Raw genomic sequence first — 23,350 nt, 5'->3', positions numbered from 1 at the left:
CCCGGCGGATTGCTCCGCCGGGCCTTCCCGCTTTCACCCGCGCTCCGCGCGGCGCCCTCACGCAGCCCGAAGGGCGACAGGGCCACGAAGCGGCGCCCTCAAGCAGCCCGAAGGGCGATAGGGCCACTAAGACGTCGGGAAACCCCGCACCTTCAGCAGGGCGGTCACGTCCGGATCGCGGCCGCGGAAGCGGCGGTAGGCCTCGCCGCGGTCGGTGGTGTTGCCCTCGGACAGGATGATGGCCTTGTAGCGGGCCGCGATGTCCGGATTGAAGACGTCGCCCGACTCCTCGAAATAGGCCCAGGTGTCGGCGTCCATGACCTCGGACCACAGGTAGCTGTAATAGCCGGCCGAATAGGCGTCCGAGGTGAACAGGTGATTGAACTGCGGCAGGCGGTGCCGCATCACGATCTCCTTCGGCATGCCGTAGCGCTCCAGACTCTCGCGCTCGAAGGCGTCGATGTCGGTCGGCGGCGTCGCCCGGGTGTGCAGGTCCATGTCGACGAGAGCGGACGACAGATAGCTGACCGTCGCATAGCCTTGGTTGAAGGTGGCGGCGGCCTCGACCTTGTCGACCAGCGCCTGCGGCATCGGCTGGCCCGTCTCCACATGCTTCATGAAGCCGTCGAGGATCGGCCGGCTCAGCACCCAGTGTTCATGCACCTGCGAGGGATACTCGACATAGTCGCGCGGCGTGCCGCCCAGCGCCGGATAGGTGACCTTGTAGGACAGGTAGTGCAGGGCGTGGCCGAACTCGTGGAACAGGGTCTCGGCGTCGTCCAGCGAGATCAGGATCGGCTCGCCGCCCTCGGCCTTGATGAAGTTGTTGTTGTTCGACGCCAGCACGTTCTTGACGCCGTCATAGGTGGAGTAGGACCGGTAGGTGGTCATCCACGCGCCCGAGCGCTTGCCCGCACGGGCGAAGTCGTCGGAGTAGAACAGGCCGACATGGCTTCCGTCGGCCTTGTTCGTGACCTCGAACACCTCGACGTCGGGATTGAAGACGGGAACCGTTCCCTTCGGCAGCGGCGTGAACTCGTAGCCGTACAGCCGCCCCGCCATGTAGAAGGCGCCGCGCTTGACGTTGCTCAGCTCGAAATACGGCTTCAGCTCGTTCTGATCGAGGTCGTACTTCTGCTTCCGGACCTTCTCGGCGTAGTACAGATAGTCCCACGGCTCGATACCAGACTCTCCGACTTCGGCGCCGGCGATGGCGCGCATGTCCGCCACCTCTTCCGCCACCCGGGCCTTGGCCGGCGCCCAGACCCGGTTCATCAGGTCCATCGCCGCCGCCGGCGTCTTCGCCATCGTGTCCTGCATCCGCCATTCGGCGTGGTTGGCGAAGCCCAGCAGCCGGGCGCGCTCGGCGCGCAGCTTCACGATCTCGGCGATGATGGCGTTGGTGTCGTTGGCGTCGCCGTTGTCGCCGCGGTTGACGAATTTGCGCCAGACCGTCTCGCGCAGGCCCCGGTCGTCGCCGAAGGACAGGAAGGGGTCGACGCTGGAGCGGGTGTTGACGATCGCATAGCCGGTCAGATTGCGGCTGCGGGCGGCGGCGGCGGCCGCGGCCTTGTTCGACGCCGGCAGGCCGGCCACGCCGGCCTCGTTCGGGATGTGGGTGAAGGTGTTCTCGTCGGCGACGACCTTCTGGCCGAAGCTGGTGAAGGCGTTGGACAGGGCGGTGTTGATCCGGCCCAGCTCGGCCTTGCCGGCGGCGTCGAGGGCGGCGCCGTTGCGCACGAAGGCGTCGCGGGTGCGCTCCGCCACCCGGGTCTGTTCGGCCGTCAGGCCCGCCGCGGCCGCGCCGTCGGCCACGGCCTTGATGCGGGCGAACAGCTTCTCGTTGAAGATGATCTCGTCACCGGCGGCCGACAGCAGGGGCGACACCTCGGTGTCGACGGCCTGGTAGTCGTCCGAGCCGATGTTCTGCGTCATCACCCCGAACAGGCTGGACGCGCGGTCCAGCGGCTCGCCGGCCATCTGGTAGGGAACCATGGTGTTGGCGAAGGTCGGCGGTTCCGGATTGTTGGCGATGGCCTCGATCTCGGCGCGCTGCAGCTCGATGCCTTCCAGCAGGGCCTCGCGCAGTTTGGGCGCGGTGACCTTGTCCCACGGCGGCACCCCCTCGTACGGCCCGGTCCACGGCTGCAGCAGCTCGGCGCGCGGCGTCTGCGCCGGCAGCACGGCGCGGCCGATGCGGGCGTCTTCCGCCAGGCCGGCGGGCGAGGCGCCGCCGAGGTCGATGCCGTTCGAGGCGCAGGCCGACAGGGCGAACAGGCCCCCTCCGGCGATGAGAAGTTGGCGTCGATGCATGGACAGGCCTCCGGCGGTTCAGATGGTTGGCGCAACCTAGGCCTTCCGCACGCTGACTGTCACCTGAACGGCCCGTAATCTTGGACATGGACGACAAAGGGCCGCGCCGCTAACACCCGCGCATGGCGATAGGCGTATTCGACTCCGGCGTGGGCGGGCTCACGGTCCACCGCGAACTGACGCGGCGGTTTCCCGACCGGGACTTCGTCTACCTGGCCGACCAGGCCAACGCCCCCTACGGCGGGCGCGGCGGCGAGGAGATCGTCGACCTGACCCGGGCCGGCTGCGAGCGGCTGTTCGAGGCCGGCGCCAATATCATCGTCCTGGCCTGCAACACCGCCAGCGCCATCGCCCTGCGCCGCCTGCAGCAGACCTGGGTGCCCGAGGCCCGCGCCCGCCACGGCCGCCCTGTCAATGTGCTGGGCATCATCGTGCCGACCATCGAGGCGGCCACCGGCCTGCCCTGGACCTATGAGGCAGAGCGCCTCGGCGACAAGATCGAGGCCCTGGAGGTCACCGGCGTCTTCTGCACCGCCGCCACCGCCATGAGCCGGGTCTACGAGATCGAGATCGACAAGCGGCGCGAGGATCTGGCCGTCTTCTCCGAGCCCTGCCCCGGCCTCGCCGGCCTGATCGAACTGGGCGCCCCGGCCGAGGAGCTGACGGTGGTGGTCAACGATCACGTCGACGCCCTGCGCCGCCGCATCGGCCGCCATCCCGACAAGGCCATCCTCGGCTGCACCCACTATGAGATCGTCGCCGACCTGTTCGCCGCCGCCCTGCCCGAGGGCACGCCGGTGATCCACCAGCCGACGGCGGTGGCCGATGCGCTGGACCGCTATTTCCAGCGCCATCCTGAGTATGCGCTGGGCGGCTCCGGTCGCCGCGACTTCCTGACCACCGGCAAGCCGGGTCCGCAGTCCGACCTCGTCGCCCGGTTCTGGGGTGCGCCGCTGAGCTTCGCGGCGGCCTGACTTGACGCCGTCCGGGCGATACGTCCGGATGCCGGCGGGAGGAACACCATGAGGCGCCACTCACTACAGGCGGCCGTCCTGATCGGAACGATGTCCCTTGCGACCACGGTCGCCGCGGAAATCACCCGCCGGACGGACGAGGGCTTCAACAGCGTCCACGAAGTCTTCATGCCGGTGTCGGCGGACGAAGCCTACAGGGCGTTCGGAGACATGCCGGCGTGGTGGGATCCTCTCCACACCTACACCGGCGACAGCGACAACCTGAGCCTGTCGCTCGAACCCGGCGGCTGCTTCTGCGAACGCTCAGGCCCCGATGGCGTCGAGCACGGCCGGGTGATCATGGCGTGGCCGCGCGGACCGAGTCGGATCGTCAGGCTGCAGGGCGCCTTCGGGCCGCTGCAGGGCCTGACCACCGAGGCCATCCTGACCCTCGAGGCGATCCCCCAGGCGGACGGCGGATCCATGGTCCGCATGGTCTATGTGGTGAGGGGCGAAGAGGCGGCGCGGTTCGCCGACCCCGTCGATCATGTGATGGCCGGGCAGTTCGCCCGGCTCGTCGAACACCTCGGCGGGAAGGCGACGCCGGCCCCTCCGCCGGTGGCTGGCTAGCCCGCCAGCGCCGTCTCCGAGGCCACGATCCGGCTGGCGGCGTGGACGACGGCGCCGATACGCAGCGCCGCCTGGACCTGGGTCGCCGGCACGCCGTGCTTGCGCAGCTCGCCCTCGTGGGCGTCGAGGCAGGCGCCGCAGCCGTTGATGGCGCTGACCGCCGTCGACCACAGTTCGAAGTCCATCTTCTCCACGCCCGGATTGGCGATGACGTTCATCCGCAGCCGCGCCGGGATGGTCGTGTACTCGTTGTTCTTCATCAGGTGCAGCGAGCGGTAGTAGATGTTGTTCATGCCCATGATGGCGGCCGCCGACTTCGCCGCGTTGAGCGCCTCGGGCGACAGCACGGCCGCGGCCTGGGCCTCGATGGCGCGCACCACCGGAGCCACCCCGACGGCGTGGGCCGAGGCGAGGAAACAGCCCCATTTCTGCTGGTCGTTCAGAACCGTCTCCGAGGCCAGGGAGCCGAGGTTCAGGGAGATGTCCTTGGCGTAGGCGGGAATCAGGTCGCGCAGGGCGTCGATGGACATTGTGTGGGGTTCCCTTCGGGAAGCGGCTGCCGCTCGCGACGCGGTCGCTCGCTGCTTCAGCCGCATGAGGCGTGTGGGGTTACAGGCGCGACCGCGCTCAAGTCGCGAGGCTCCGCGAGCCGAGCATAGCGCCCAAAAACAAGCGAGCAGCGAAAAGGCGGCGACGCGAACACCGCCGCCCTTCACTACTCGATCAGCCGCCTTTACGCAGCGAGCGTCTCGCCGCCCACCGGGCGGTTGCAGGCGCACAGTTCGTCGGTCTGCAGCGCGTCCACGACGCGAAGCGTGTCCGCCGGCGCGCGGCCGACGTTCAGGTTGGTCACATAGACGTGCTGCACGACGTTGTACGGGTCGACCACGAAGGTGGCGCGCAGGGCGACGCCCTCGGCCTCGTCGAGCACGCCCAGCGCACGGGCGAACTTGCCGCCGTTGTCGGCGAACTGCCAGATCGGCAGCTTGTTCAGGTCGGCGTGGTCACGCCGCCAGGCCAGCTTGACGAACTCGTTGTCGGTCGAGCCGCCCAGGACCACCGTGTCGCGGTCCTCGAAATCGCGCGCCAGCGAGGCGAATTCGGCGATCTCGGTCGGGCACACGAAGGTGAAGTCCTTCGGGTAGAAGAAGATCACCTTCCACTTGCCCTCGAAGCTGTCCTGGGTGATCGGCTCGAAGGCCGAGACGCCGTTTTCCTCATGGCTGTTGAAGCCCGGCTTCACGCCCGTGATCTTGAATTCCGGCAGTTTTTGACCGACGCCCAGCATGCGCTGTTCTCCTGATGGTTTCTGGTTTGGAAAGTCCGGAGCGCCGGGGGAGCGGCGCCGCAGCCGCGAATTGGAGTTTGCGCTGCACAATGTCAATGATTGCAGTCCGGTTTCTTCGATAGATTTTACCTATTGTCGCCATAGGCTGACGAGGCCTGACGATGACGGCCCGATGGCTTTACCGGCACAGGGCGGTCGGGCACGGTGAAGTTGAACAAGGAGCGCTCTCATGAATCGCCTGATCGCCGCCGCCCTCGTCGCCGCCGTCGCGACCCCGACCGCCGTGCCGACCATCGCCATCGCCCAGACCCCTCCCGCCACCATCGGCGAGCGCTACGTCCCCGCCCCTTGGTGGATGCGCGAGCCGGTGATCGCCTCGATCGGCGAGGTTCGCACCCAGGTCGCCGCTAACCGCGCCGGCTTCACCGCCAGCTTCCAGTCGGTCGATCGCACCGCCCCCGACGCGTCGCGCAAGGCCGCCGACCAGGTCCGCGCCCTCAGCCAGGCCCTCGCCGCCTACGGCGTCGATGCGGTTCGCGTCGAGACCACGGTGTCGACCCGGCCCCTCTACGACCAGTATCGCGACGAGAACGGCGTCATTCGCGAAAACGCCCGCGCCGACCAGATCGAGCGCTACCAGGCCGACGCCACGATCAGCGTCACCGTCCGTGACACCCGGGTGCTGGAGCGGGTTTACGCCACCGTGGTGGCCTCGCAGCCGACCTCGATCGGTCAGGTCGGGTTCAATCTCGAGCCGGACAACGCCGTGAAGACCTGGCTCCAGGGCGAGGCCGTCAAGGACGCAGCGGCGCGGGCCCGTGCAGCCGCCGCCAACGCCGGGGCGACCTTGGGCCGGGTCAAGGTCATCGATCCGACCGGCCGCGCCTGCGAGACCGACGTGCTGGCCGGCTGGCCTTCCTATGGCTCCGGCGGCCTCGCCACAGACGTCGGATTCGACGAGGCCGCCTTCGTCCCGCCGCCGCCGCCGCCGGCTCCTGTCAGGGCCCAGGGAGCCGCCGCCCCGACCGAGGCCCAGATCGAATCCGCCCGCCTCGCCCTCCAGCCGCCGCTGCGCGAACTGACCGACCGCGCCTGCGTGGTCTATGCGCTGAACTAGGCGCGGCTCCGGTTGACGCGGCGCGCCAGCCGCGCGACCGAGGGGGATGACGCCCCGCTTCAAAGCCGACCCCGCCTTCGATCCCGGCTCGGTCGTGGTCTGCGACTGGCCGCTGTGCCAGGTGCGGCTGCAGGATGACGCCCGCTTTCCGTGGCTGATCCTGATCCCGCGCCGCGCCGGCCTGCACGAGATCGAGGATCTGACCGGGCCCGAGCGAACCTTGCTGATGGACGAGATCGTCCGCGCCGGCGATGTGGTCCGAATGCTCGGCGAGGCGGCCCTGCGCCCGGTGCAGAAGCTCAATGTGGCGGCGCTGGGCAATGTCACGGCCCAGTTGCACCTGCATGTGGTCGGGCGCCGCCACGACGACGGCCTGTGGCCTGATCCGGTGTGGGGGCGCGGTCCGGCGGCGCCCTACGGCGCCCAGGCCCTGCAGGCGGCGGCGTCGCGAATCCGGCTCAGTCAGGCCGGCTGAGCGTTACCGTCACGGTTCTCCCCGCCCGCGTCATCTGGCCGCGCCAGCCGGTTCTGGTGCGTTCCAGCGCGATGACGCCGGCGCCCTCCAGCGTCAGCGACTGCCCGTCAGCCACCGCCGCGCCTGAGTCGCCCGCGCCGCGCCAGCCGCCCTCGGCAGGTCCGGCGCCGGAATCCAGCAGCGCGATCTCGTAGAGGGTCTGTCCCGCCGCGTCCTGGACGCGCCATACCCCGTCGAGGGGGCCGGCGGACTGGTCGGCGCGCGCCTCGGCCGAGGCGACTCCGGCCTGATAGGCGATCTCGAGCTGGGTCGCAGGAAGTTCGTAGGTCCCGTCATAGGCGTCGACCGTGACCGGCGCCGTCAGGGGCCGGGCCAGGCGGGCGGCGACGCCGTCGCCTTGCGGCAGGTCGCGGCCGAAATCGTCCTCCGGCTCGAAGGGACGGACCACCGGCTCGAAATACGCCTGCAGCGTCGACGGGGGCGGCGCGGCCTGCTGAACCAGCAGGCCGGCGAGGGCGACGAGAACGATCCCGGACATGGCGCCACTGTGCCGGGTTCGCGCCGGTCTGGCAAAGCGGCGCGCAGGAGGGGCGAATTCGTGATCGTGGGGTCCCGACGGCGCCACTCATTTGACCCCCGCCGCGCGGCTGGACTAAAGCCTGATCACCGATTTCGAGCGGCTGATTTCGCTCAGGTTTCTGAGAACCATTCGCATATGTCGACCTCCCCCTTGCCGGGCGACTCTTCCAACGACCCGACGGACGACCAGTCCGGCCGCTTCGTGCGTCAGCCCAACGGCCGCGTCCGACCTCTCTCGCCCCACCTGCAGGTCTGGCGCTGGCACGTCACCATGCTGGGCTCCATCCTGCACCGGATCACCGGCGGCGCCCTGTCCGGCGGCGCCGTCCTGGTGGCGCTGTGGCTGCTGGCCCTCGCCTTCGGGCCCGAGGCCTATGCGACCTTCACCGGCTGGATGGGTTCGCCGCTGGGTCTGCTGGTCTGGTTCGGCCTGACCCTGTGCCTCGCCTATCACCTCGCCGCGGGCGTGCGGCACCTGATCTGGGACGCCGGGGAGGGCCTGACGCCGAAGTCCGCCAACGCCCTCGCCACGGGTTCGATCGTGTTCGGCGTCGTCGTCTCGGTCGTCTTCTGGGCCGGACTGTTCATGACCGGGAGGGTGTCGCTTTGAGCCTCGGGACCAAGAGCTACATCAAGGGCGTGAAGGTCTCCGAGCGCCACGGCGCCGGCGAGTGGATGCAGGAGCGGCTGTCGTCGCTGATCCTCGTCCCGCTCACCCTCTGGGGCCTGTGGAGCGGCTGGACCCTGTCCGGCGCCGGCTACGAGGGGGCGCTGGCCTGGTTCCGCTCCCCCGTCAACGCGACCCTGCTGGCCGTGACCCTGCTGGTCAGCGTCTGGCACATGAACATGGGCCTGAAGGTCATCGTCGACGACTACATCCACAAGCCCGTGTCGCGGAACACGCTCGTCGGCCTGATCGGCCTGCTGTGCGTCGTCCTCGCCGCCGCGGGCGTCTTCTTCATCGTGCGGCTGGCGCTGGGTTCGGCCCCGCTGCCGGCTGGTTTCGGAGCCTGATCGCGTGGCTGCTTACGAATTCGTCGATCATGAATACGACGTCGTCGTCGTCGGCGCGGGCGGCTCCGGCCTGCGCGCGGCCCTCGGCGCCGCCCAGCAGGGGCTGAAGGTCGCCTGCGTCACCAAGGTCTTCCCGACCCGCTCCCACACGGTGGCGGCCCAGGGCGGCATCTCCGCCTCGCTCGGCAACATGGGCGAGGATTCCTGGCAGTGGCACATGTACGACACCGTCAAGGGGTCGGACTGGCTCGGCGACCAGGACGCCATCGAATACCTGGTCCGCAACGCGCCCAAGGCCGTCTATGAGCTCGAGCACTGGGGCGTGCCCTTCAGCCGCACCGACGAGGGCAAGATCTACCAGCGCGCCTTCGGCGGCATGACCCGCAATTTCGGCGAGGGCCCGGTGCAGCGCACCTGCGCCGCCGCCGACCGCACCGGCCACGCCATCCTGCACACCCTGTACGGCCAGTCGGTGCGGCGGGAAGTGAAGTTCTTCGTCGAATATTTCGCCCTCGACCTGATCATGCAGGACGGCGCCTGCACGGGGCTGACGGCGCTCCAGCTCGACACCGGTCAGCTGCACCGCTTCCGCGCCAAGATGGTCATCCTCGCGACCGGCGGATACGGCCGCGCCTATTTCTCCGCCACCTCGGCCCACACCTGCACCGGGGACGGCAACGCCATGGTGCTGCGCGCGGGCCTGCCGCTGCAGGACATGGAGTTCGTCCAGTTCCACCCGACCGGCATCTACGGCGCCGGCTGCCTGATCACCGAGGGCGCCCGCGGCGAGGGCGGCTATCTGACCAATTCCGAGGGCGAGCGCTTCATGGAGCGCTATGCGCCGACCGTGAAGGACCTGGCTCCGCGCGACATGGTCTCGCGCTCCATGACCATCGAGATCCGCGAAGGCCGCGGCGTGGGCCCGAACAAGGACCACATCCACCTGCACCTCGACCACCTCGATCCGAAGATCCTGCACGAGCGCCTGCCGGGCATCTCCGAGAGCGCGAAGATCTTCGCCGGCGTCGACGTCACCAAACAGCCGATCCCGGTCCTGCCGACGGTCCACTACAACATGGGCGGCATCCCCACGAACTATCACGGCGAGGTCCTGACCAAGGTCGGCGACAATGCCGACGCCGTGGTGCCGGGCCTGATGGCGGTGGGCGAGGCGGCCTGCGTCTCGGTGCACGGGGCCAACCGCCTCGGCTCCAACTCCCTGACCGATCTGGTGGTGTTCGGCCGCGCCGCCGGCCTGCGCTGCGGCGAGGTGGTGGACAAGGCCTCGGCCGTGCCGTCCGCCCCCGCCTCGGCCACCGACGCCCACCTCGCCCGCCTCGACCGCTTCCGTCATGCGAACGGCTCGACCCCGACGGCGAAGCTGCGGGTCGAGATGCAGCGCGCCATGCAGTCCGACGCCGCCGTGTTCCGCACCGGCAAGACGCTGGAGGAGGGGGTGGCCAAGCTGCGCGCCATCCACGCCGCCGGCGCCGACATCCGCACCACCGACCGCGGCCTGATCTGGAACACCGACCTGGTCGAGACCCTCGAATACGACAACCTGATCGACCAGGCCCTGGTCACCATCGAGGGGGCCCTGAACCGCACCGAGTCGCGCGGCGCCCATGCCCGCGAGGACTATCCGGACCGCGACGACGTCAACTGGATGAAGCACACCCTCGCCTGGAAGGTCCCCGGCGACGCGGTGAAGATCGACTACCGGCCGGTGCACAACTACACGATGTCGAAGGACATCGATTACATCGAGCCCAAGGCGCGGGTGTACTAATGGTCCAGCTTACCCTCCCCAAGGGCTCGAAGCCCACCACCGGCAAGGTCCACAAGGCCCCGGCCGGCGCCAGGAACGTCAAGACCTACAAGGTCTACCGCTACGACCCCGAGGTCGACGCCGACCCGCGCTGGGACGTCTATGAGGTCTCGGCCGACGACCACGGCCCGATGCTGCTGGACGCCCTGATCCACATCAAGAACCAGATCGACCCGACCCTGACCTTCCGGCGCTCGTGCCGCGAAGGCATCTGCGGCTCGTGCTCGATGAACATCGACGGGCGCAACACCCTGGCCTGCACCAAGGGCTGGGAGGAGTGCTCCTCCTCGACCATCTCGATCGCCCCCCTGCCGCACCAGCCGGTGGTCAAGGACCTGGTCACCGACCTGACCCTGTTCTACGCCCAGTACGACTCCATCCAGCCCTACCTCCAGTCCGACGAGCCGGACCCCGAGACCGAGCGGCTGCAGACGCCGGAAGAGCGCGCCAAACTGGACGGCCTGTACGAGTGCATCCTGTGCGCCTGCTGCTCGACCTCCTGCCCGAGCTACTGGTGGAACCAGACCGAATACCTCGGCCCCGCCGCCCTGCTGCAGTCCTACCGCTGGATCGCCGACAGCCGCGACGACGCCACCGACAAGCGGCTCGACGACCTCGAGGACCCGTTCAAGCTCTACCGCTGCCACACCATCATGAACTGCGCCCAGGTCTGTCCGAAGGGTCTGAACCCCGCCAAGGCCATCGCCGAGACCAAGAAGCTGATGGTCTCGCCCGGCCGCAAGAAGACCGGGGCCGCCTGATCTTGGCGAAGATCACCTACATCGAGCACGACGGCCGCGAGCACGTCGTGGAGGTCAAGAACGGTCTCTCCGTCATGGAGGGGGCGATCCGCAACAATGTGCCCGGCATCGACGCCGACTGCGGCGGCGCCTGCGCCTGCGCCACCTGCCATGTCTATGTCGACGAGGCCTTCGCCGCCGAGACCGGCCGCGCCTCGGCCATGGAGGAGTCGATGCTGGACTTCGCCGAGAACGTTCAGCCGAACAGCCGCCTGTCCTGCCAGATCCGCGTCAGCGACGATCTCGACGGCCTGATCGTCCGCCTGCCCGAATCCCAGCACTGACCCGGCCGTGGGCCGCGCGCACCCGGATCTGGTCGACCTCGTCGGCGAGCTGATCGATGCCGGACCGAAGGACCGCCCGCCGCTGATCGCCGTCGTCGGGGCCCAGGGCTCCGGCAAGACCACCCTCGCCCGCGAAGCCGCCGCCCGCTTCGGCGCGGCCCAGATCTCCATCGACGACGTCTACCTGACCCGGGCCGGGCGCGAGGCCATGGCCCGCGAGGTGCATCCGCTGTTCGTCCACCGCGGCCCGCCCGGCACGCACGATCTGTCCCTGCTCCAGCGCCTGATCGACCGCCTCTCGAGCGCCGGCCCCGACGACGAAACGGCCATCCCGGACTTCGACAAGCGCGGCGACGACCGCTGGCCGGCCGACCGCTGGCGCCGCTTCACCGGTCGCCCCTCGGCCATACTGATCGACGCCTGGTGCCTCGCCGCCCTGCCGGAGGACGAGTCCGCCCTCGCCGGACCGGTCAACGCCCTCGAGCGCGAGCACGACCCCGACGGCCGCTGGCGCCGCGCGGTCAACAGCTTCGTCTCCGGCCCCTACGCCGGCTTCGCCGCCCGCTTCGACTCCGTCCTGTTCCTGCAGGCCCCCGGCTTCGACGTCGTCCTCGACTGGCGCTGCCAGCAGGAAGCCGACCTGCTCGGCCTCGCCCCGGACGATCTGCCGCAGGCGGAGCGCCGCCGACTCGCCGGCTTCATCCAGTATTTCGAGCGCATCACCCGCCGCATGCTGAACGGCGGCGTCAGGGCGAGCGTCACCGTGCAACTGGATCGAAACCGTCAGCCGCTATCGGTCGCGCGATGAGCCGCCCCGACGACCGCAGGCTGGAGCCCCGCTCGCCCGCCAATGCGCGCGGCCTCATCGTCTCGCCCGGCCTCGAACTGCCCTGCCTGATCGTCGACCAGTCGAACTCCGGCGTCCGCCTGCGGCTGGACCGCAACCTCGCCCTGCCGAACCGCATCCTGCTGATCGACATGATTCAGGCCACCGCCGTCGAGGCCGAGGTGGTCTGGCGCAAGGGCATGGAGGCCGGGATCAGGCGCGCCGGCGCCGCCGCCTCGCTGCGGGGGCTGGTGCCGTCCCGCCTCGCCGCCGCCCGCGCCGCCTTCCTGCGCGCCGGCGGCCGCTGAGATCACACGCCGTCCGGCATCGTTCCGGCGGTGATGGCGATCCGCCCGATCAGCCCCTTGACGATCAGGTCCAGGGCCGAGCCTTCGCGATAGTCGGCGGCGGCGACGAAATTGACCCGGTCCTCCGAGATCAGGCCATAGATCTTCTGCTGGTCGCGCTCGGAGTTGCGCGGGTCGTAGACGGCGATCGAGAAGCCGCCCTTGGTGTGCATCATCTTCATGGTCGGCACGTCGGTGTCGCCGTCGCCGAGGAAGATCATCCGCTCGAACGGCACCGGCCGGTCGTCGTCGGCCATGAAGCGGTTGATCTTCTCGTGCTCCCAGTGGTTCAGCACGCCCTTGTTGATGCGGAACAGGTACTGGGTCTTGGTCGTGTAGTTGACGCCGACCGCCGGCCAGATCGCCACCCCGTGCTCGTCGTAGACGAATTTCGACGCGAACACGTGCCGGAACTCGGGCCGGATCGGGCAGCCGTCGATCATCTCCTCAAGGCCCGCCGAGATGATGTAGTGCTCGATCTCCAGTCCGTATTTCGCGCCGACCTCGTTGATCCGGTCGAACCAGCCCCGGCCCGTCAGGTCGGACCTCAGCCCGTCGAACAGCTTCACGTCCTCGCCGTGTTCGGCCAGCAGCTTGCGGGTGATCGGGTGGTCGTTCTCCCGCGCCCGCTGCAGCATCAGCTGCATGTACATCAGGATGTTGTCGCCATCCGCCTCGCGGGTCAGCTTGTCCGCCGCTCCCCAGAAGTCGCCGACCCCCATCCCCACCGACGGGATGAAGGTGACCTCCTGCATATTGCCCCGCGCCAGGGTGCCGTCGAAGTCGTAGATCAGGGCGGTTTTCAGCGGCTTGGCCATGGGGAATCCTGCGGAACTGTCCCTGCATAGTCTTCCGCTCATCCCGGCGAAAGCCGGGACCCAGTTCTGTCCAGCTTGACGCCTGTGCAACGGGACGGCCGACCGGGGCTTGCTGGCGAAGCGTTATCTTCCAAAGCACTGGGTCCCGGCTTTCGCCGGGATGAGCGGGATGGAGAGCTAGCCCAGCCTCAACTCCGGCGCCGCCGCCGCGCTCGTCGCCTCCAGCGGCAGGTGCAGGATGAAGGCCGCCCCCTTGCCGGGCTCGCTCTCCACCTCGGCCCAGCCGCCGTGCAGTTCGACCAGCGCCTTGACCAGGGCCAGGCCGACGCCCGGTCCGCCCCGCTCGCGCTTGACGAAGCGGTCGAACACATGGGCCTGCAGATGGTAGGGAATGCCCCGCCCGGTGTCCTGGACCCGGATGCGCACCTCGGCCGGCGCGGCCTCGGCAGTCAGGGTCACGGCCCCGCCCTCGGACACGGCGCGGGCGGCGTTGTCGAGCAGATACTCCAGCGCCTGTCCGACCCTCTGGGCGTCGGCCCGGATCGGCTTCAGCGCCGCCGGGCAGGTCACGGTCAGTGTCGCGCCCCGGCCCTCGATCCGTTCGCGCACCCTGGCCGCGGCCTCGTCCAGCAGGTCGCAGACGCGGACGTCGCCCAGCGTCAGCTCCATCTCGCCCGCGTCGATCTGGGCCATGTCCAGCACGTCGTCGATCGACCCGGCCAGCTGGCTGGCGGCGACGCGGATCGCCCCGGCGTGCTGGCGGCTGCGCTCGGGCAGGTCCGCCTGTGTCTCCAGCAGTTCGGAATAGCCGACGATGGTGGTCAGCGGCGTGCGCAGCTCGTAGCTGACGCTGCCGACGAACTCGCGCTTCAGCGCCGTCGACTCCTCCAGCGCCTGGGCCTTGGCCGCCAGCGCCTGTTCCAGTCCCCGCCGCGCCGTGATGTCGGAAAAGGCCACCAGGGTCGCGCCGTCGGGCAGGGGCCGGGTCTGCCACGAGGCGATGCGCCCGTCCGCCGTCCGGCCTTCGCCCGAGATCGGCACCCGGCTTTCCGGATCGGGATCGGCCACCCGCGCCTTCAGCCCCAGCCACAGCGCCGGGTCGGGCATGGTCGACTGGCACAGGGCGGCCACCGCATCGAAGTCGCCGGCGGCGTCCAGCGCCTCGCCGCTGACGCCCCAGAAGGTGTCGAAGGCCTCGTTGTGCAGGCGGATGCGGCCGTCCGAGCCGAACACCGCCACGGCGTCGTTCAGCTTGTCCAGCGTCGCCTTCTGCACCTGGATCTGGGCGTTGAACCGGCTGCGCAGTTTCAGCTCGTCGGTGATGTCCGAGAACAGCAGCAGCACCCCGCCCAGCGGGTGCGGCTGGCGCACCACCCGCAGCGTCCGGCCGTCGGGCAGGGACCAGCTGTCGTCGGGCGCGGCCTCGGCGGCGCCGTAGAAGTCCAGCTCATTGGCCTTCCAGCCGGCGTAGTCGATCACCTCGGGCAGCAGGCGGCGCTGGCGCAGCCGGTCCAGCAGCTCGGCGTGGGTCGGCCGCTCGTCCAGCCAGGCGGGATCGATGTTGAACAGCTGCTGGAAGGCGGTGTTGTGGAAGGCCAGCCGCTTCGACGGGCCGAAGATGGCCACGGCGTCGGCGAGGTGGTTCAGCGTCTCGTCATGGGCCTCGACGTGACGGCGCAGGGTGTCGCGCGTCTCCTCCGCCTCGGTCATGTCCAGGGCGAAGGCCAGCACCGCCCCGGCCCCGCCGGGCGCCGGCTCGGCCACGATACGCCACGCCCGCCGCCGCCCGCCGCCGGTGGTCCAGCGGAAGCCCTCCTGGCGCTGGTGCAGCCGGCCCGCCTCCGCGACGATGGCGTCCGCCCCGCGATCGAAACTCAGCCCCTTCTCGCGGGCGGCTTCGATGCTGTCGGCCTTCATCTCGGCCAGCCACGCCTTGTTGGCCCAGGCCAGCCGCCCGGCCGCGTCGGTGATCCAGGTCGGAGCCGGATAGGCGTCGGCCAGCAGTCCCAGGCCGCTCTCCGCCGCCGTTCCGACCAGCCCCAGCCGCGACAGTCTCAGCCAGGCCGCGCCGGCCGACGAACGGCCCTCGACCGCCCAGGCCCCGCCGGCCCCGTCCAGCACCGCGTCGAACGGCTCCCCCTGATCGATCAGCGCGTCCAGGCGCGGCCCCGCGGCCGCCCGAACGGCGTCCAGCACCACCAGCGCGGGATCGACCTCGGGCCATGCCTTGCCGCCGGCCAGTTCGCGGGTGATGGCGTCCCACGCCGCCTGGGCGCCCAGCCGCCGGGTCTGGCTGTCGGGGGTCAGGGCCAGCCGCGCGTCCTCGAACGCCGCCAGCGCCCCGTCGCGGTCGGCCAGGGCGGCCCGCGCCGCCGCCAGTTCCGCCTCGGCGCTCCGGGCCCGCTCGGCCAGCCGCCCGCGCAGCCGCGCCGCCCAGGCGCTGAGCGCCAGCGCCAGCCCCGCGGCGCCCGCGGTCGCGACATAGGCGATGTCGGCTTCCGCCATCGTGATCGTTCAGCTCCCGCCCTGATTCGGTAACCATACCTGATGGGGGGCGGGGGTCGAGGGATCAGGCTGCAGGCAGCAGGCAACAGGCAGCAGGCAACAGGCAACAGGCAGCAGGACAGGGCGGCCCAGCCAGCGCCTGGCTGCGCCGGACGTCACCTGCTGCCTGTTGCCTGCTGCCTGTTGCCTCTACGGTGGCGGCCATGACCACCTGGACCACCCAACCCGCCCCCTCCCTCGACGACTTCGCCCGGCTGGCGCGCGAGGCGTTCGACGGCCTGCCCGAGCCGTTCCGCTCGCTGGCCGGAGACGTGGTCATCCGCGTCGACGACTTCGCCGACGACGAGACCCTGGCGATGATGGAGATGGAGGATCCGTTCGAGCTGACCGGCCTCTACCACGGCGTCGACATCGGCCGCCGCGAGGGCCTCGGCCCGGCCCCGGAGGCCTCGCGCATCTTCCTCTACCGCCGGCCGATCCTCGACGAATGGTGCGAACGCGGCGACGTCGGCCTCGACGAGATCATCGCCCACGTCCTGATCCACGAGATCGGCCACCATTTCGGCCTCGACGACGACCAGATCCACCACATCGAGGACGGGGCGGATTGAGCGAGCTGCGGATCCTTCTCCCCTTGGGGAGAAGGTGCCCCGGAGGGGCGGATGAGGGGTATTCGGCTCCGGACAGACCGCCTGCCAGCTTCCCTCGAACATCCCCCTCATCCGAGCGGCTTCGCCGCCCACCTTCTCCCCCGGCGGGGAGAAGGAAGTAGAATTGCTGCGCTGCAAATCCGCCGCCAGCCATCACACTTTCAACAGTCAACCGGCTGTATTCCTGACACAACGTTCCGACCCCAGCGTCACGAACCCGCCTGGGGAGACGGCCGGCGCATAATGGGCCCTCTGCCGTGCCGCGATCTTTGACAATCAAATCCCCGACCGCCGCCACAGGCGCTCGTCATTCGAAATGTAGACTCTGCCGACTCCGCCCCCCCTGTTTCTCACTGCCGACTTTGCCGACTCCGCCCCCCGTTTTTTCGTCGGCGCTCCGGTCGCTCGCCCCGCCTTAAAACCAGCCCGATCTGTGGTATAAGCCGCGCCTCCCGCCACCCAAGGATGCAGCCTTGAGCCTCACGCTCGACCTTTCGCGCACGTCAGCGGCCGTCTCCACGGCGCCCGTCAACCTGTCCGGTCTGACGCGCGGTGAACTGCGTCAGGCGCTGATCGACGCCGGGATCTGCCCGCCCGAGAAGGCGAAGATGCGCGCCTCCCAGGTGTGGAGCTGGATCCACCACTACGGCGTCACTGACTTCTCGCTGATGACCAATATCGGCAAGGAGGTGCAGGCGAAGCTCGCCGAGGCCTTCACCCTGGCCCGGCCCGAGATCGTCGAGCGCCAGGTGTCGAAGGACGGCACCCGCAAATGGCTGATCCGCACCGCCCCGGGCATCGAGATCGAGACCGTCTACATCCCCGACGTCGGCCGCGCCGGGGCGCTGTGCGTCTCGTCCCAGGTCGGCTGCACCCTGAACTGCACCTTCTGCCACACCGGCACCCAGAAGCTGGTCCGCAACCTGACCGCCGCCGAGATCGTGGCCCAGGTCCAGGTCGCCCGCGACGATCTCGGCGAATGGCCCTCGCCCAAGGAGGATCGCCGCCTGTCGAACATCGTCTTCATGGGCATGGGCGAGCCGCTCTACAATCTGGACCATGTCGCCAACGCCATCGACATCATCTCGGACAACGAGGGCATCGCCCTGTCGCGCCGCCGGATCACCGTCTCGACCTCGGGCGTGGTGCCGCAGCTGGACGCGCTCGGAACCCGCACCCAGGCCATGCTGGCGATCAGCCTGCACGCCACCAACGACGCCCTGCGCGACGTGCTGGTCCCGCTGAACAAGAAGTACGATCTCGATCAGCTGATGGCGGCGATCCGCGCCTATCCCGGCCTGTCCAACGCCCGCCGCGTGACCTTCGAATACGTCATGCTCAAGGGCGTCAACGACAGCCCCGAAGAGGCCCGCGCCCTGCTGTCGCTGATCAAGGGCATCCCGGCCAAGATCAACCTGATCCCGTTCAACCCGTGGCCCGGCACGGACTACGAATGCTCGGACTGGAAGACCATCGAGCGGTTCGCCGCCATCCTCAACAAGGCAGGCTACGCCTCGCCGATCCGCACCCCGCGCGGCCGCGACATCCTCGCCGCCTGCGGCCAGCTCAAGTCCGAGAGCGAGAAGATCCGCGCCAGCCTCCGCCGCGCCGGACAGGCCGCCGCCGCCGGAACGGTCGAAGCCGCCTGAGCGGACACACACCGACATCAATCTTGACCACCTGTGGCGCCGGCGGGCTTGCGGATTGGGGCGGCATTGGGGCAAGCCTCGGGGGTGTCAGCCGCCCGGACCGCCATGGATTCCCCGTCTCTCGCCCAGGTTCTTGAAAGCCCGGAGGTTCAGGCCTTCGCCTCGGGCTTTCCAACGACCGTCGCCCACCTCGGCGTCACCCTCGCCCTGCTGGTCGCCGGAGCCGTCATCTACGCCCTGCTGACGCCGTGGAAGGAGATCACCCTCATCCGCGAGGGCAACGCCGCCGCCTCCGTGGCCTTCGCCGGCGTGCTGGTCGGCCTCGCCGTCCCGCTCGCGGTCAGCCTCAGCGTCTCGACCTCCGTGCGCGACATCCTGATCTGGGGCGTGGCCACGGTGGTGCTTCAGCTGCTGGCCTTCCGCGTCGTCGACCTGCTGCTGACCGGACTGCCGCAGCGCATCCGCGAAGGCGAGGTCTCCGCCGCCGTCCTGCTGGTCGGCGCCAAGCTGTCGACGGCCCTGATCCTCGCCGCCGCCCTGACCGGCTGACGCCATGCGTCCGCCTGACTGGGTGATCTATGTCCTGGTGCTGGCCGCCCTGATCGGCCTGTCGCTCGGCCAGCGCGAGAACGCCGACGCCCCGCCCGCGCCGCCGCCGCCCGACGAGATGGAGGGCGCCCTGCTCGGGCCGATCACGCCCTTCGACCCCGCCGTCACCGTCAACGCCCCGGACATCCCCTTCCAGCCCGCCTCGGGCACCGCCTTCTCGATCGCCGACGAGGGCCGCTGGGTGACCGCGCGTCACGTGGTCGAGGGCTGCCGCCAGCCGGCGATCATGGTCGGAGGCGGCCGCGCGGTCGCCGCCGACGTCCGCCTCGCCCCCCGCGCCGACATCGCGGTGCTGCAGACCGCCGGCGGCCCGGCCGCCATCCCGATCGCCGCCGGCCAGCCCCTGCGCAAGGGCCAGCGCGCCTTCCATCCCGGCTTTCCGCAAGGTCGCGCCGGCGAGGTCACCTCGCGCCTGCTGGGCCGCGAAACGCTGCGGGTGCGTGGGCGCGGCCAGCGCGACGAGCCGGTGCTGGCCTGGGCCGAGGTCGGCCGCACCGACCGGCTGGGCGGCACCCTCTCGGGCCTGTCCGGCGCGCCGGTGCTGGACCGCCAGGGCCGCGCCGTCGGCGTGACGATCGCCGAGAGCCCGAGGCGGGGCCGCATCTACACGACCGCGCCCGACACCTTCGGCCCCGCCATCCGCGGCCTGCAGAGGGCAGACGAGCCGCTGACGGGCCGCACCGTCACGGTCGACAACTACGGCCTCGTCGCCGACGACCTGCGCCGCGACCTGCGCGTGGCCCAGGTCATCTGCCTGTCGGCCTGAGCCCTACCTCAGCGCCGCCGAGTCGATGTTCAGCTCGGACAGCGGGATCACCTCGACGTCCGGATACTTCGCCCGCAGCGCCTCCAGGAACTGCGCGGCGTCGCCGACGATGACGAGGCTGGCGTTCGAAGCCGGCAGGTGCTCGGCCGCGGCGGCCCGGATCTGCGCCGGGGTGACCCCGTTCACGTCGTCCTCATAGGTCGCCAGGTCCGACAGCGGCAGGCCGTACAGCGCCAGGTTGGCGACCAGGCCGCCCAGTCCGTCGACGGTCTCCAGCGATCGCCCGAACGCGCCGATCAGGGTCGCCTTGCGCGGCGCCAGCTCGGCCTCGGTGGCGTCGCTCGACGACAGGCGCGCGATCTCGGCGAGGATCAGTTCGGCCACCTGCGGCACGGCGTCGTTGCGAGTCTGGGCCGAGGCCGAGAGCAGGCCCTCGTCCTCGCGCGTGCTCAGGTTCGAATAGGCGCCGTAGCTGAGGCCCCGCTTGATGCGGATCTCCTGGCTCAGCCGCGCCGAGAAACCGCCGCCCATGAGGCCGTTGGCGACCAGCACCGGGAAATAGTCCTCGTCGGTGCGGGCGATGCCGCGCATGGCCGCATAGACCGCCGCCTGACCCGCGCCCGGCTGGTCGATGACGATGACGCGCGGGGCGAGGGCGGGGCCCGCGGGATCCGCGGCGCCGGCGCGGGCGGGACCCGCCTGCCAGTCGCCGAACGCCTGCTCGGCCAGGGCCCAGGCGGCCTCCGGCGTAATGTCGCCGGAGAACACCAGGGTGGCGTTCGAGGGCTGGTACATGCCGCCGTGGAAGGCGACGAGGTCGTCGCGCGAGATGGTCGGGATGGTCGACGGCGTGCCCGACCCCGGGATGGCATAGGGCGCATCGCCATAGACGGCGCGCGCCGCGGCGAGGCCCGCCACCGGCCCCGGCTGCGACAGCTGCACCCTCAGGCCGTTCAGGGTCTGGGTCTGCTCGCGCGCCAGGTCCTCGGCGGTGAAGGCCGGGTTGCGCACGATGTCGGCCATCAGCGCCGTGGTCTGCGGGAAGACGTTGGAGGGCGACGAGGCGAAGACATTGGTGAAGTCCACGCCCGCGCCCGCCCCGATCTCGGCGCCGAGGCGCTCGATCTCGGTGGCGATCTGCGGGGCCGTGCGGCTTTCGGTTCCCTGGGTCAGCAGGGAGGCGGTGAAGTTGGCGACGCCCGGCTTGCCGGCCACTGAGTCGTCGGCCGTGCCGGCGTTGAAGCTCAGTCGGGCGGAGACCAGCGGCAGGCCGGGCTTGCGCGCGACCAGCACCCGCATGCCGTTGGCGAGCCGACGCTCGGCCACCTGCGGCGTCGCCGCCTCGACCGCCGGGCCCGGCTCCGGCAAGGGCGTGCGCTGGCCCTCGGGCAGCAGGGTGACGGGCTCGCCGGCCGGGGCGAGGTCGGCCAGGGTCACCGGCGCGCTGAACACCTCCTGCACGGGCGAGGCGGGATGCTCGTCGGTCGCCTGCAGGTAGCGCATGGAGATGGCGCGATCGTCGGTCAGGTACTGGCGCGCCACCCGCTGCACGTCCGCGGCGGTGACCCGCTGGATGTTCGGGATGTCGCGATCGGCCGTGGTCGGGTCGCCGGTCATGATCAGGGCGTAGCCGAGCTGGAAGGCGCGGCCGTCTATGGTCTCCAGGCCGCGCAGCGCCTGGGCGGTCAGTTCGGTCTTGGCCTCGGCCAGCTCCGCCTCGGTGACCGGCTCGTCGCGCAGCCGGGCGACCTCGGCCCTCAGCGCCGCCAGCCCCTCGTCCGCCGTCTTGCCCTCGCTCATGATGGCGAAGGTGTTGAGCACGCCCACCTGCTGCTGCTGGCTGTTCGACGAGCTGGCGGTGGTGGCGATCTGCTGGCGGTAGATCAGGGACTGGTAAAGCCGCGAGCTTTCGCCGGTCGAGAGGATGCCGTCCAGCACGTCGAGCGCGGCCCGGTCCGGGTGGTTGTAGGCTACGGTCGGCCAGGTGATCTGCACCATCGGCAGCGGCACATTGGGTCCGTAGAAGGTCGCCTCGCGCGCCGGGCCGAAGGTCTCCGGCACATTGTTCTCGGGCAGCGGCCGGTCCGGATTCTCGATGCCGCCGAAATAGCCGTCGATCCAGCGGTCCAGCTGGGCCTGGTCGAAATTGCCCGCCACGATCAGATAGGCGTTGTCGGGCCGGTAGAAGGTCTCGTGGAAGCGCAGCACGTCATCCATCGTCGCTGCATCCAGATCGGCGATCGAGCCGATGCCGGGGCGCCGGTAGGGGCTGTCCTGATAGATGAAGGCCTGCGAATGCAGCCGCTGGAACCGTCCGTAGGGCGTCGACAGCACGCGCAGCCGGAACTCCTCCTTGACGACGTCGCGCTCGCTCTCGAACGAGGTCTCGTCGACGACCAGCGCGCCCATCCGCTCGGCCTCGGCGAACAGCATCCGCTCGAGGTGCTGGGCCGGCACGGTCTCGAAATAGTTGGTCACGTCCAGGCCGGTGGAGGCGTTGTTCGAACCGCCCACGTCCTCGGTCAGCCGGTCGAAGGTCTCCTGCGGCAGGTTGCGCGTCGCCTTGAACATCAGGTGTTCGAACATGTGGGCGAAGCCGGAGCGGCCTTCCGGGTCGTCCTTGGCGCCGACCTTGTACCAGACCTGCACCGTGACGTTCGACGTCGACGTATCGCGCGCCGTGTAGACCTTCAGCCCGTTGGGCAGGGTCCGCTCGCTGAAGCCGAGCGGCGGCACCACGATCTGGCCGGCGGCGGCGGCAGGCGCCGTCTGGGCCACGGCGGGCGTAAAGGCGGGCAGGCCGAGAAGGAGGGCCGAGGCGGCCGCGGTCAGGATCAGGCGGGACTTCATGGGGAACGGCTCCGGACGCCCGTCGCACGCGGGCGGGGCGACCCTATCAGGGCCAAATCCGGGCGCACCTTACGGAGTCGTAATGCGCCTTCAGTCCAGCCGCAGCGCTTCAGCCAGCAGCCGGGCTTCTGCGGCGCGGCTGGAGCCCGTGCGCCAGGCGACCACGATCTCCCGCCGCGGGGCCTTGGCTGAGATGTGGCGGACGACTACCCCCGGCATGTCGGCCAGACCGGCGCGCACCGCCATCTCGGGCAGGAAGCTGACCCCCAGTCCGGAGGAGACCATCTGCACGAGAGTGTGGAGCGAGGTGGCGGCGAAAACATCGTCGCCCTTCGGCGGATCGATGTCGAACGCCGCCAGCGCCTGGTCGCGCAGGCAGTGGCCGTCCTCGAGCAGGATCAGGTCCTCCGCCTTCAGCGACCCTGGCGGAATCGGGCCGGCGCCGGCAAGCGCATGGCCGACCGGCGCCGCCGCCAGGATTTCGTCGTCGCCGATGCGGGCATGGTCGATGCCGTGGGCGGTGTACGGCAGGGCGATGACGGCGGCGTCCAGGTGGCCGGCCTTGAGCGCGGCGACCAGGCGCGGCGTCAGATCCTCGCGGATGAACAGCCTCAGGGCCGGGTAGTCGTCCTTCAGGCCGGGCAGCCTGGCGGGCAGGAGGAAGGGCGCGACCGTGGGGATGACGCCAAGGCGGAAGCGGCCCGACAGCGGCTTGCCGGCGTTTCGGGCGGCCTCCACCAGGTCCTCGGTTCGGGCCAGAACGTCCTCGGCCCGCTTCACCGCCTCCGCCCCGACGGCGGTCAGCTGGACGTTGCCGCGCGTGCGCTCGACGACCGGGGCGCCAAGGATCTTCTCCAGTTCCTGGACTCCGGCCGACAGCGCCGGCTGGCTGACGTGGGCCGCCTCCGCCGCGCGGCTGAACGAGGCGTGCTCCGCCAGGAGCTTGAGGTACTGGAGCTGTCGGAGTGTCGGGAGCATGCCGCTGAGATAGGCGGTCGCTATGCCGAAAGCCATGGCTATTCACGGTCTCTATGCCGCCCCCTTCGCGA

General features: G+C 70.1%; 23 protein-coding genes. 15 read left to right on the top strand and 8 right to left on the bottom strand.

Annotated features, from left to right (window positions below):
• Positions 1 to 126 precede the first annotated feature (126 nt).
• Complete coding sequence (locus tag VEA62_RS11920) at positions 127 to 2,313, bottom strand: M3 family metallopeptidase (protein WP_324821903.1); 2,187 nt, start codon at positions 2,311 to 2,313, stop codon at positions 127 to 129.
• A gap of 122 nt (positions 2,314 to 2,435) precedes the next feature.
• On the opposite strand from VEA62_RS11920, the gene VEA62_RS11915 reads away from it, so the two are divergent.
• Together VEA62_RS11915 and VEA62_RS11910 are read left to right on the top strand one after the other, a co-directional pair.
• Positions 2,436 to 3,287, top strand: a complete 852-nt coding sequence (locus VEA62_RS11915; protein ID WP_324821901.1) for a glutamate racemase — start codon at positions 2,436 to 2,438, stop codon at positions 3,285 to 3,287.
• A 48-nt stretch (positions 3,288 to 3,335) separates the two neighbouring features.
• Positions 3,336 to 3,896: a hypothetical protein gene (locus VEA62_RS11910; protein WP_324821899.1), complete on the top strand. Its 561-nt coding sequence runs from the start codon at positions 3,336 to 3,338 to the stop codon at positions 3,894 to 3,896.
• Here VEA62_RS11910 and VEA62_RS11905 read toward each other — a convergent pair.
• Together VEA62_RS11905 and VEA62_RS11900 are read right to left on the bottom strand one after the other, a co-directional pair.
• Complete coding sequence (locus VEA62_RS11905) at positions 3,893 to 4,426, bottom strand: carboxymuconolactone decarboxylase family protein (RefSeq protein ID WP_324821897.1); 534 nt, start codon at positions 4,424 to 4,426, stop codon at positions 3,893 to 3,895. The two genes, VEA62_RS11910 and VEA62_RS11905, sit on opposite strands and share 4 nt — an antisense overlap.
• A gap of 203 nt (positions 4,427 to 4,629) precedes the next feature.
• On the bottom strand, positions 4,630 to 5,184 hold the full coding sequence (locus VEA62_RS11900; RefSeq protein WP_324821895.1) for a peroxiredoxin: 555 nt from the start codon (positions 5,182 to 5,184) through the stop codon (positions 4,630 to 4,632).
• Between the two features lie 229 nt (positions 5,185 to 5,413).
• Between VEA62_RS11900 and VEA62_RS11895 the strand changes: the two genes are divergently transcribed.
• Both VEA62_RS11895 and VEA62_RS11890 read left to right on the top strand, forming a co-directional pair.
• A complete protein-coding gene (locus VEA62_RS11895; protein ID WP_324821893.1) occupies positions 5,414 to 6,301 on the top strand; it encodes an SIMPL domain-containing protein in 888 nt (295 codons plus the stop codon).
• 46 nt (positions 6,302 to 6,347) lie between these two features.
• The gene (locus VEA62_RS11890; protein ID WP_324821892.1) at positions 6,348 to 6,776 is read left to right on the top strand and encodes an HIT domain-containing protein; all 429 of its coding nucleotides are present in this window, start codon (positions 6,348 to 6,350) and stop codon (positions 6,774 to 6,776) included.
• Here the strand turns inward: VEA62_RS11890 and VEA62_RS11885 are convergent.
• Positions 6,760 to 7,314, bottom strand: a complete 555-nt coding sequence (locus VEA62_RS11885) for a hypothetical protein (protein ID WP_324821890.1) — start codon at positions 7,312 to 7,314, stop codon at positions 6,760 to 6,762. The genes VEA62_RS11890 and VEA62_RS11885 overlap by 17 nt on opposite strands.
• Before the next feature lie 177 nt (positions 7,315 to 7,491).
• Here VEA62_RS11885 and sdhC point away from each other — a divergent pair, with 177 nt between their 5' ends.
• Genes sdhC through VEA62_RS11850 form a run of 7 tightly spaced genes read left to right on the top strand, consistent with a single transcriptional unit; the run spans position 7,492 to position 12,415 of the window.
• Positions 7,492 to 7,965 carry a succinate dehydrogenase, cytochrome b556 subunit gene (sdhC, locus tag VEA62_RS11880; protein WP_324821888.1) on the top strand — a complete coding sequence of 158 codons (474 nt, stop codon included), beginning with the start codon at positions 7,492 to 7,494 and terminating at the stop codon, positions 7,963 to 7,965.
• On the top strand, positions 7,962 to 8,369 hold the full coding sequence (gene sdhD, locus VEA62_RS11875; protein WP_324821886.1) for a succinate dehydrogenase, hydrophobic membrane anchor protein: 408 nt from the start codon (positions 7,962 to 7,964) through the stop codon (positions 8,367 to 8,369). Before sdhC ends, sdhD begins: the two co-directional genes overlap by 4 nt.
• Before the next feature lie 4 nt (positions 8,370 to 8,373).
• Positions 8,374 to 10,158: a succinate dehydrogenase flavoprotein subunit gene (sdhA, locus tag VEA62_RS11870; protein ID WP_324821884.1), complete on the top strand. Its 1,785-nt coding sequence runs from the start codon at positions 8,374 to 8,376 to the stop codon at positions 10,156 to 10,158.
• The gene (locus tag VEA62_RS11865) at positions 10,158 to 10,958 is read left to right on the top strand and encodes a succinate dehydrogenase iron-sulfur subunit (protein ID WP_324821882.1); all 801 of its coding nucleotides are present in this window, start codon (positions 10,158 to 10,160) and stop codon (positions 10,956 to 10,958) included. The genes sdhA and VEA62_RS11865 overlap by 1 nt, the downstream gene beginning before the upstream one ends.
• A 2-nt stretch (positions 10,959 to 10,960) precedes the next feature.
• Positions 10,961 to 11,281, top strand: a complete 321-nt coding sequence (locus tag VEA62_RS11860; RefSeq protein ID WP_304930971.1) for a 2Fe-2S iron-sulfur cluster-binding protein — start codon at positions 10,961 to 10,963, stop codon at positions 11,279 to 11,281.
• Between the two features lie 7 nt (positions 11,282 to 11,288).
• Complete coding sequence (locus VEA62_RS11855) at positions 11,289 to 12,089, top strand: kinase (RefSeq protein WP_324821878.1); 801 nt, start codon at positions 11,289 to 11,291, stop codon at positions 12,087 to 12,089.
• Entirely contained in the window at positions 12,086 to 12,415 is a 330-nt protein-coding gene (locus VEA62_RS11850) for a PilZ domain-containing protein (RefSeq protein WP_324821876.1), read from the top strand. Before VEA62_RS11855 ends, VEA62_RS11850 begins: the two co-directional genes overlap by 4 nt.
• Before the next feature lie 2 nt (positions 12,416 to 12,417).
• On the opposite strand, the gene VEA62_RS11845 is transcribed toward VEA62_RS11850, so the two are convergent.
• Together VEA62_RS11845 and VEA62_RS11840 are read right to left on the bottom strand one after the other, a co-directional pair.
• The gene (locus tag VEA62_RS11845; protein WP_324821874.1) at positions 12,418 to 13,272 is read right to left on the bottom strand and encodes an HAD family hydrolase; all 855 of its coding nucleotides are present in this window, start codon (positions 13,270 to 13,272) and stop codon (positions 12,418 to 12,420) included.
• A 177-nt stretch (positions 13,273 to 13,449) separates the two neighbouring features.
• On the bottom strand, positions 13,450 to 15,777 hold the full coding sequence (locus VEA62_RS11840) for a PAS domain-containing sensor histidine kinase (RefSeq protein ID WP_324821872.1): 2,328 nt from the start codon (positions 15,775 to 15,777) through the stop codon (positions 13,450 to 13,452).
• 203 nt (positions 15,778 to 15,980) lie between these two features.
• On the opposite strand from VEA62_RS11840, the gene VEA62_RS11835 reads away from it, so the two are divergent.
• From VEA62_RS11835 to VEA62_RS11820, 4 genes are all read left to right on the top strand, one after another.
• The gene (locus VEA62_RS11835; protein ID WP_324821870.1) at positions 15,981 to 16,388 is read left to right on the top strand and encodes a metallopeptidase family protein; all 408 of its coding nucleotides are present in this window, start codon (positions 15,981 to 15,983) and stop codon (positions 16,386 to 16,388) included.
• A 512-nt stretch (positions 16,389 to 16,900) separates the two neighbouring features.
• Positions 16,901 to 18,076, top strand: a complete 1,176-nt coding sequence (rlmN, locus tag VEA62_RS11830) for a 23S rRNA (adenine(2503)-C(2))-methyltransferase RlmN (protein WP_324821868.1) — start codon at positions 16,901 to 16,903, stop codon at positions 18,074 to 18,076.
• Positions 18,077 to 18,181: 105 nt separating this feature from the next.
• A complete protein-coding gene (locus VEA62_RS11825) occupies positions 18,182 to 18,625 on the top strand; it encodes a DUF350 domain-containing protein (RefSeq protein WP_324821866.1) in 444 nt (147 codons plus the stop codon).
• Positions 18,626 to 18,629: 4 nt separating this feature from the next.
• On the top strand, positions 18,630 to 19,451 hold the full coding sequence (locus tag VEA62_RS11820) for a serine protease (protein WP_324821864.1): 822 nt from the start codon (positions 18,630 to 18,632) through the stop codon (positions 19,449 to 19,451).
• Positions 19,452 to 19,454: 3 nt separating this feature from the next.
• On the opposite strand, the gene VEA62_RS11815 is transcribed toward VEA62_RS11820, so the two are convergent.
• On the bottom strand, positions 19,455 to 22,301 hold the full coding sequence (locus VEA62_RS11815) for a pitrilysin family protein (RefSeq protein ID WP_324821862.1): 2,847 nt from the start codon (positions 22,299 to 22,301) through the stop codon (positions 19,455 to 19,457).
• A gap of 90 nt (positions 22,302 to 22,391) precedes the next feature.
• Positions 22,392 to 23,279 carry a hydrogen peroxide-inducible genes activator gene (locus VEA62_RS11810; protein WP_324821860.1) on the bottom strand — a complete coding sequence of 296 codons (888 nt, stop codon included), beginning with the start codon at positions 23,277 to 23,279 and terminating at the stop codon, positions 22,392 to 22,394.
• Between the last annotated feature and the right edge of the window lie 71 nt (positions 23,280 to 23,350).

It is taken from the genome of Brevundimonas sp. (genome assembly GCF_035627475.1).
Classification (GTDB): domain Bacteria; phylum Pseudomonadota; class Alphaproteobacteria; order Caulobacterales; family Caulobacteraceae; genus Brevundimonas.
Note: the sequence above shows the minus strand (reverse complement) of the source record. Positions and strands in the feature narration are given on the sequence as shown.

Coding starts and splice junctions, on each gene's coding strand:
- VEA62_RS11920 (WP_324821903.1), bottom strand. CDS start 2,313: ATGCATCGACGCCAACTTCTCATCGCCGGAGGGGGCCTGTTCGCCCTG.
- VEA62_RS11915 (WP_324821901.1), top strand. CDS start 2,436: ATGGCGATAGGCGTATTCGACTCCGGCGTGGGCGGGCTCACGGTCCAC.
- VEA62_RS11910 (WP_324821899.1), top strand. CDS start 3,336: ATGAGGCGCCACTCACTACAGGCGGCCGTCCTGATCGGAACGATGTCC.
- VEA62_RS11905 (WP_324821897.1), bottom strand. CDS start 4,426: ATGTCCATCGACGCCCTGCGCGACCTGATTCCCGCCTACGCCAAGGAC.
- VEA62_RS11900 (WP_324821895.1), bottom strand. CDS start 5,184: ATGCTGGGCGTCGGTCAAAAACTGCCGGAATTCAAGATCACGGGCGTG.
- VEA62_RS11895 (WP_324821893.1), top strand. CDS start 5,414: ATGAATCGCCTGATCGCCGCCGCCCTCGTCGCCGCCGTCGCGACCCCG.
- VEA62_RS11890 (WP_324821892.1), top strand. CDS start 6,348: ATGACGCCCCGCTTCAAAGCCGACCCCGCCTTCGATCCCGGCTCGGTC.
- VEA62_RS11885 (WP_324821890.1), bottom strand. CDS start 7,314: ATGTCCGGGATCGTTCTCGTCGCCCTCGCCGGCCTGCTGGTTCAGCAG.
- sdhC (WP_324821888.1), top strand. CDS start 7,492: ATGTCGACCTCCCCCTTGCCGGGCGACTCTTCCAACGACCCGACGGAC.
- VEA62_RS11865 (WP_324821882.1), top strand. CDS start 10,158: ATGGTCCAGCTTACCCTCCCCAAGGGCTCGAAGCCCACCACCGGCAAG.
- VEA62_RS11850 (WP_324821876.1), top strand. CDS start 12,086: ATGAGCCGCCCCGACGACCGCAGGCTGGAGCCCCGCTCGCCCGCCAAT.
- VEA62_RS11845 (WP_324821874.1), bottom strand. CDS start 13,272: ATGGCCAAGCCGCTGAAAACCGCCCTGATCTACGACTTCGACGGCACC.
- VEA62_RS11840 (WP_324821872.1), bottom strand. CDS start 15,777: ATGGCGGAAGCCGACATCGCCTATGTCGCGACCGCGGGCGCCGCGGGG.
- VEA62_RS11835 (WP_324821870.1), top strand. CDS start 15,981: ATGACCACCTGGACCACCCAACCCGCCCCCTCCCTCGACGACTTCGCC.
- VEA62_RS11825 (WP_324821866.1), top strand. CDS start 18,182: ATGGATTCCCCGTCTCTCGCCCAGGTTCTTGAAAGCCCGGAGGTTCAG.
- VEA62_RS11820 (WP_324821864.1), top strand. CDS start 18,630: ATGCGTCCGCCTGACTGGGTGATCTATGTCCTGGTGCTGGCCGCCCTG.
- VEA62_RS11815 (WP_324821862.1), bottom strand. CDS start 22,301: ATGAAGTCCCGCCTGATCCTGACCGCGGCCGCCTCGGCCCTCCTTCTC.
- VEA62_RS11810 (WP_324821860.1), bottom strand. CDS start 23,279: ATGCTCCCGACACTCCGACAGCTCCAGTACCTCAAGCTCCTGGCGGAG.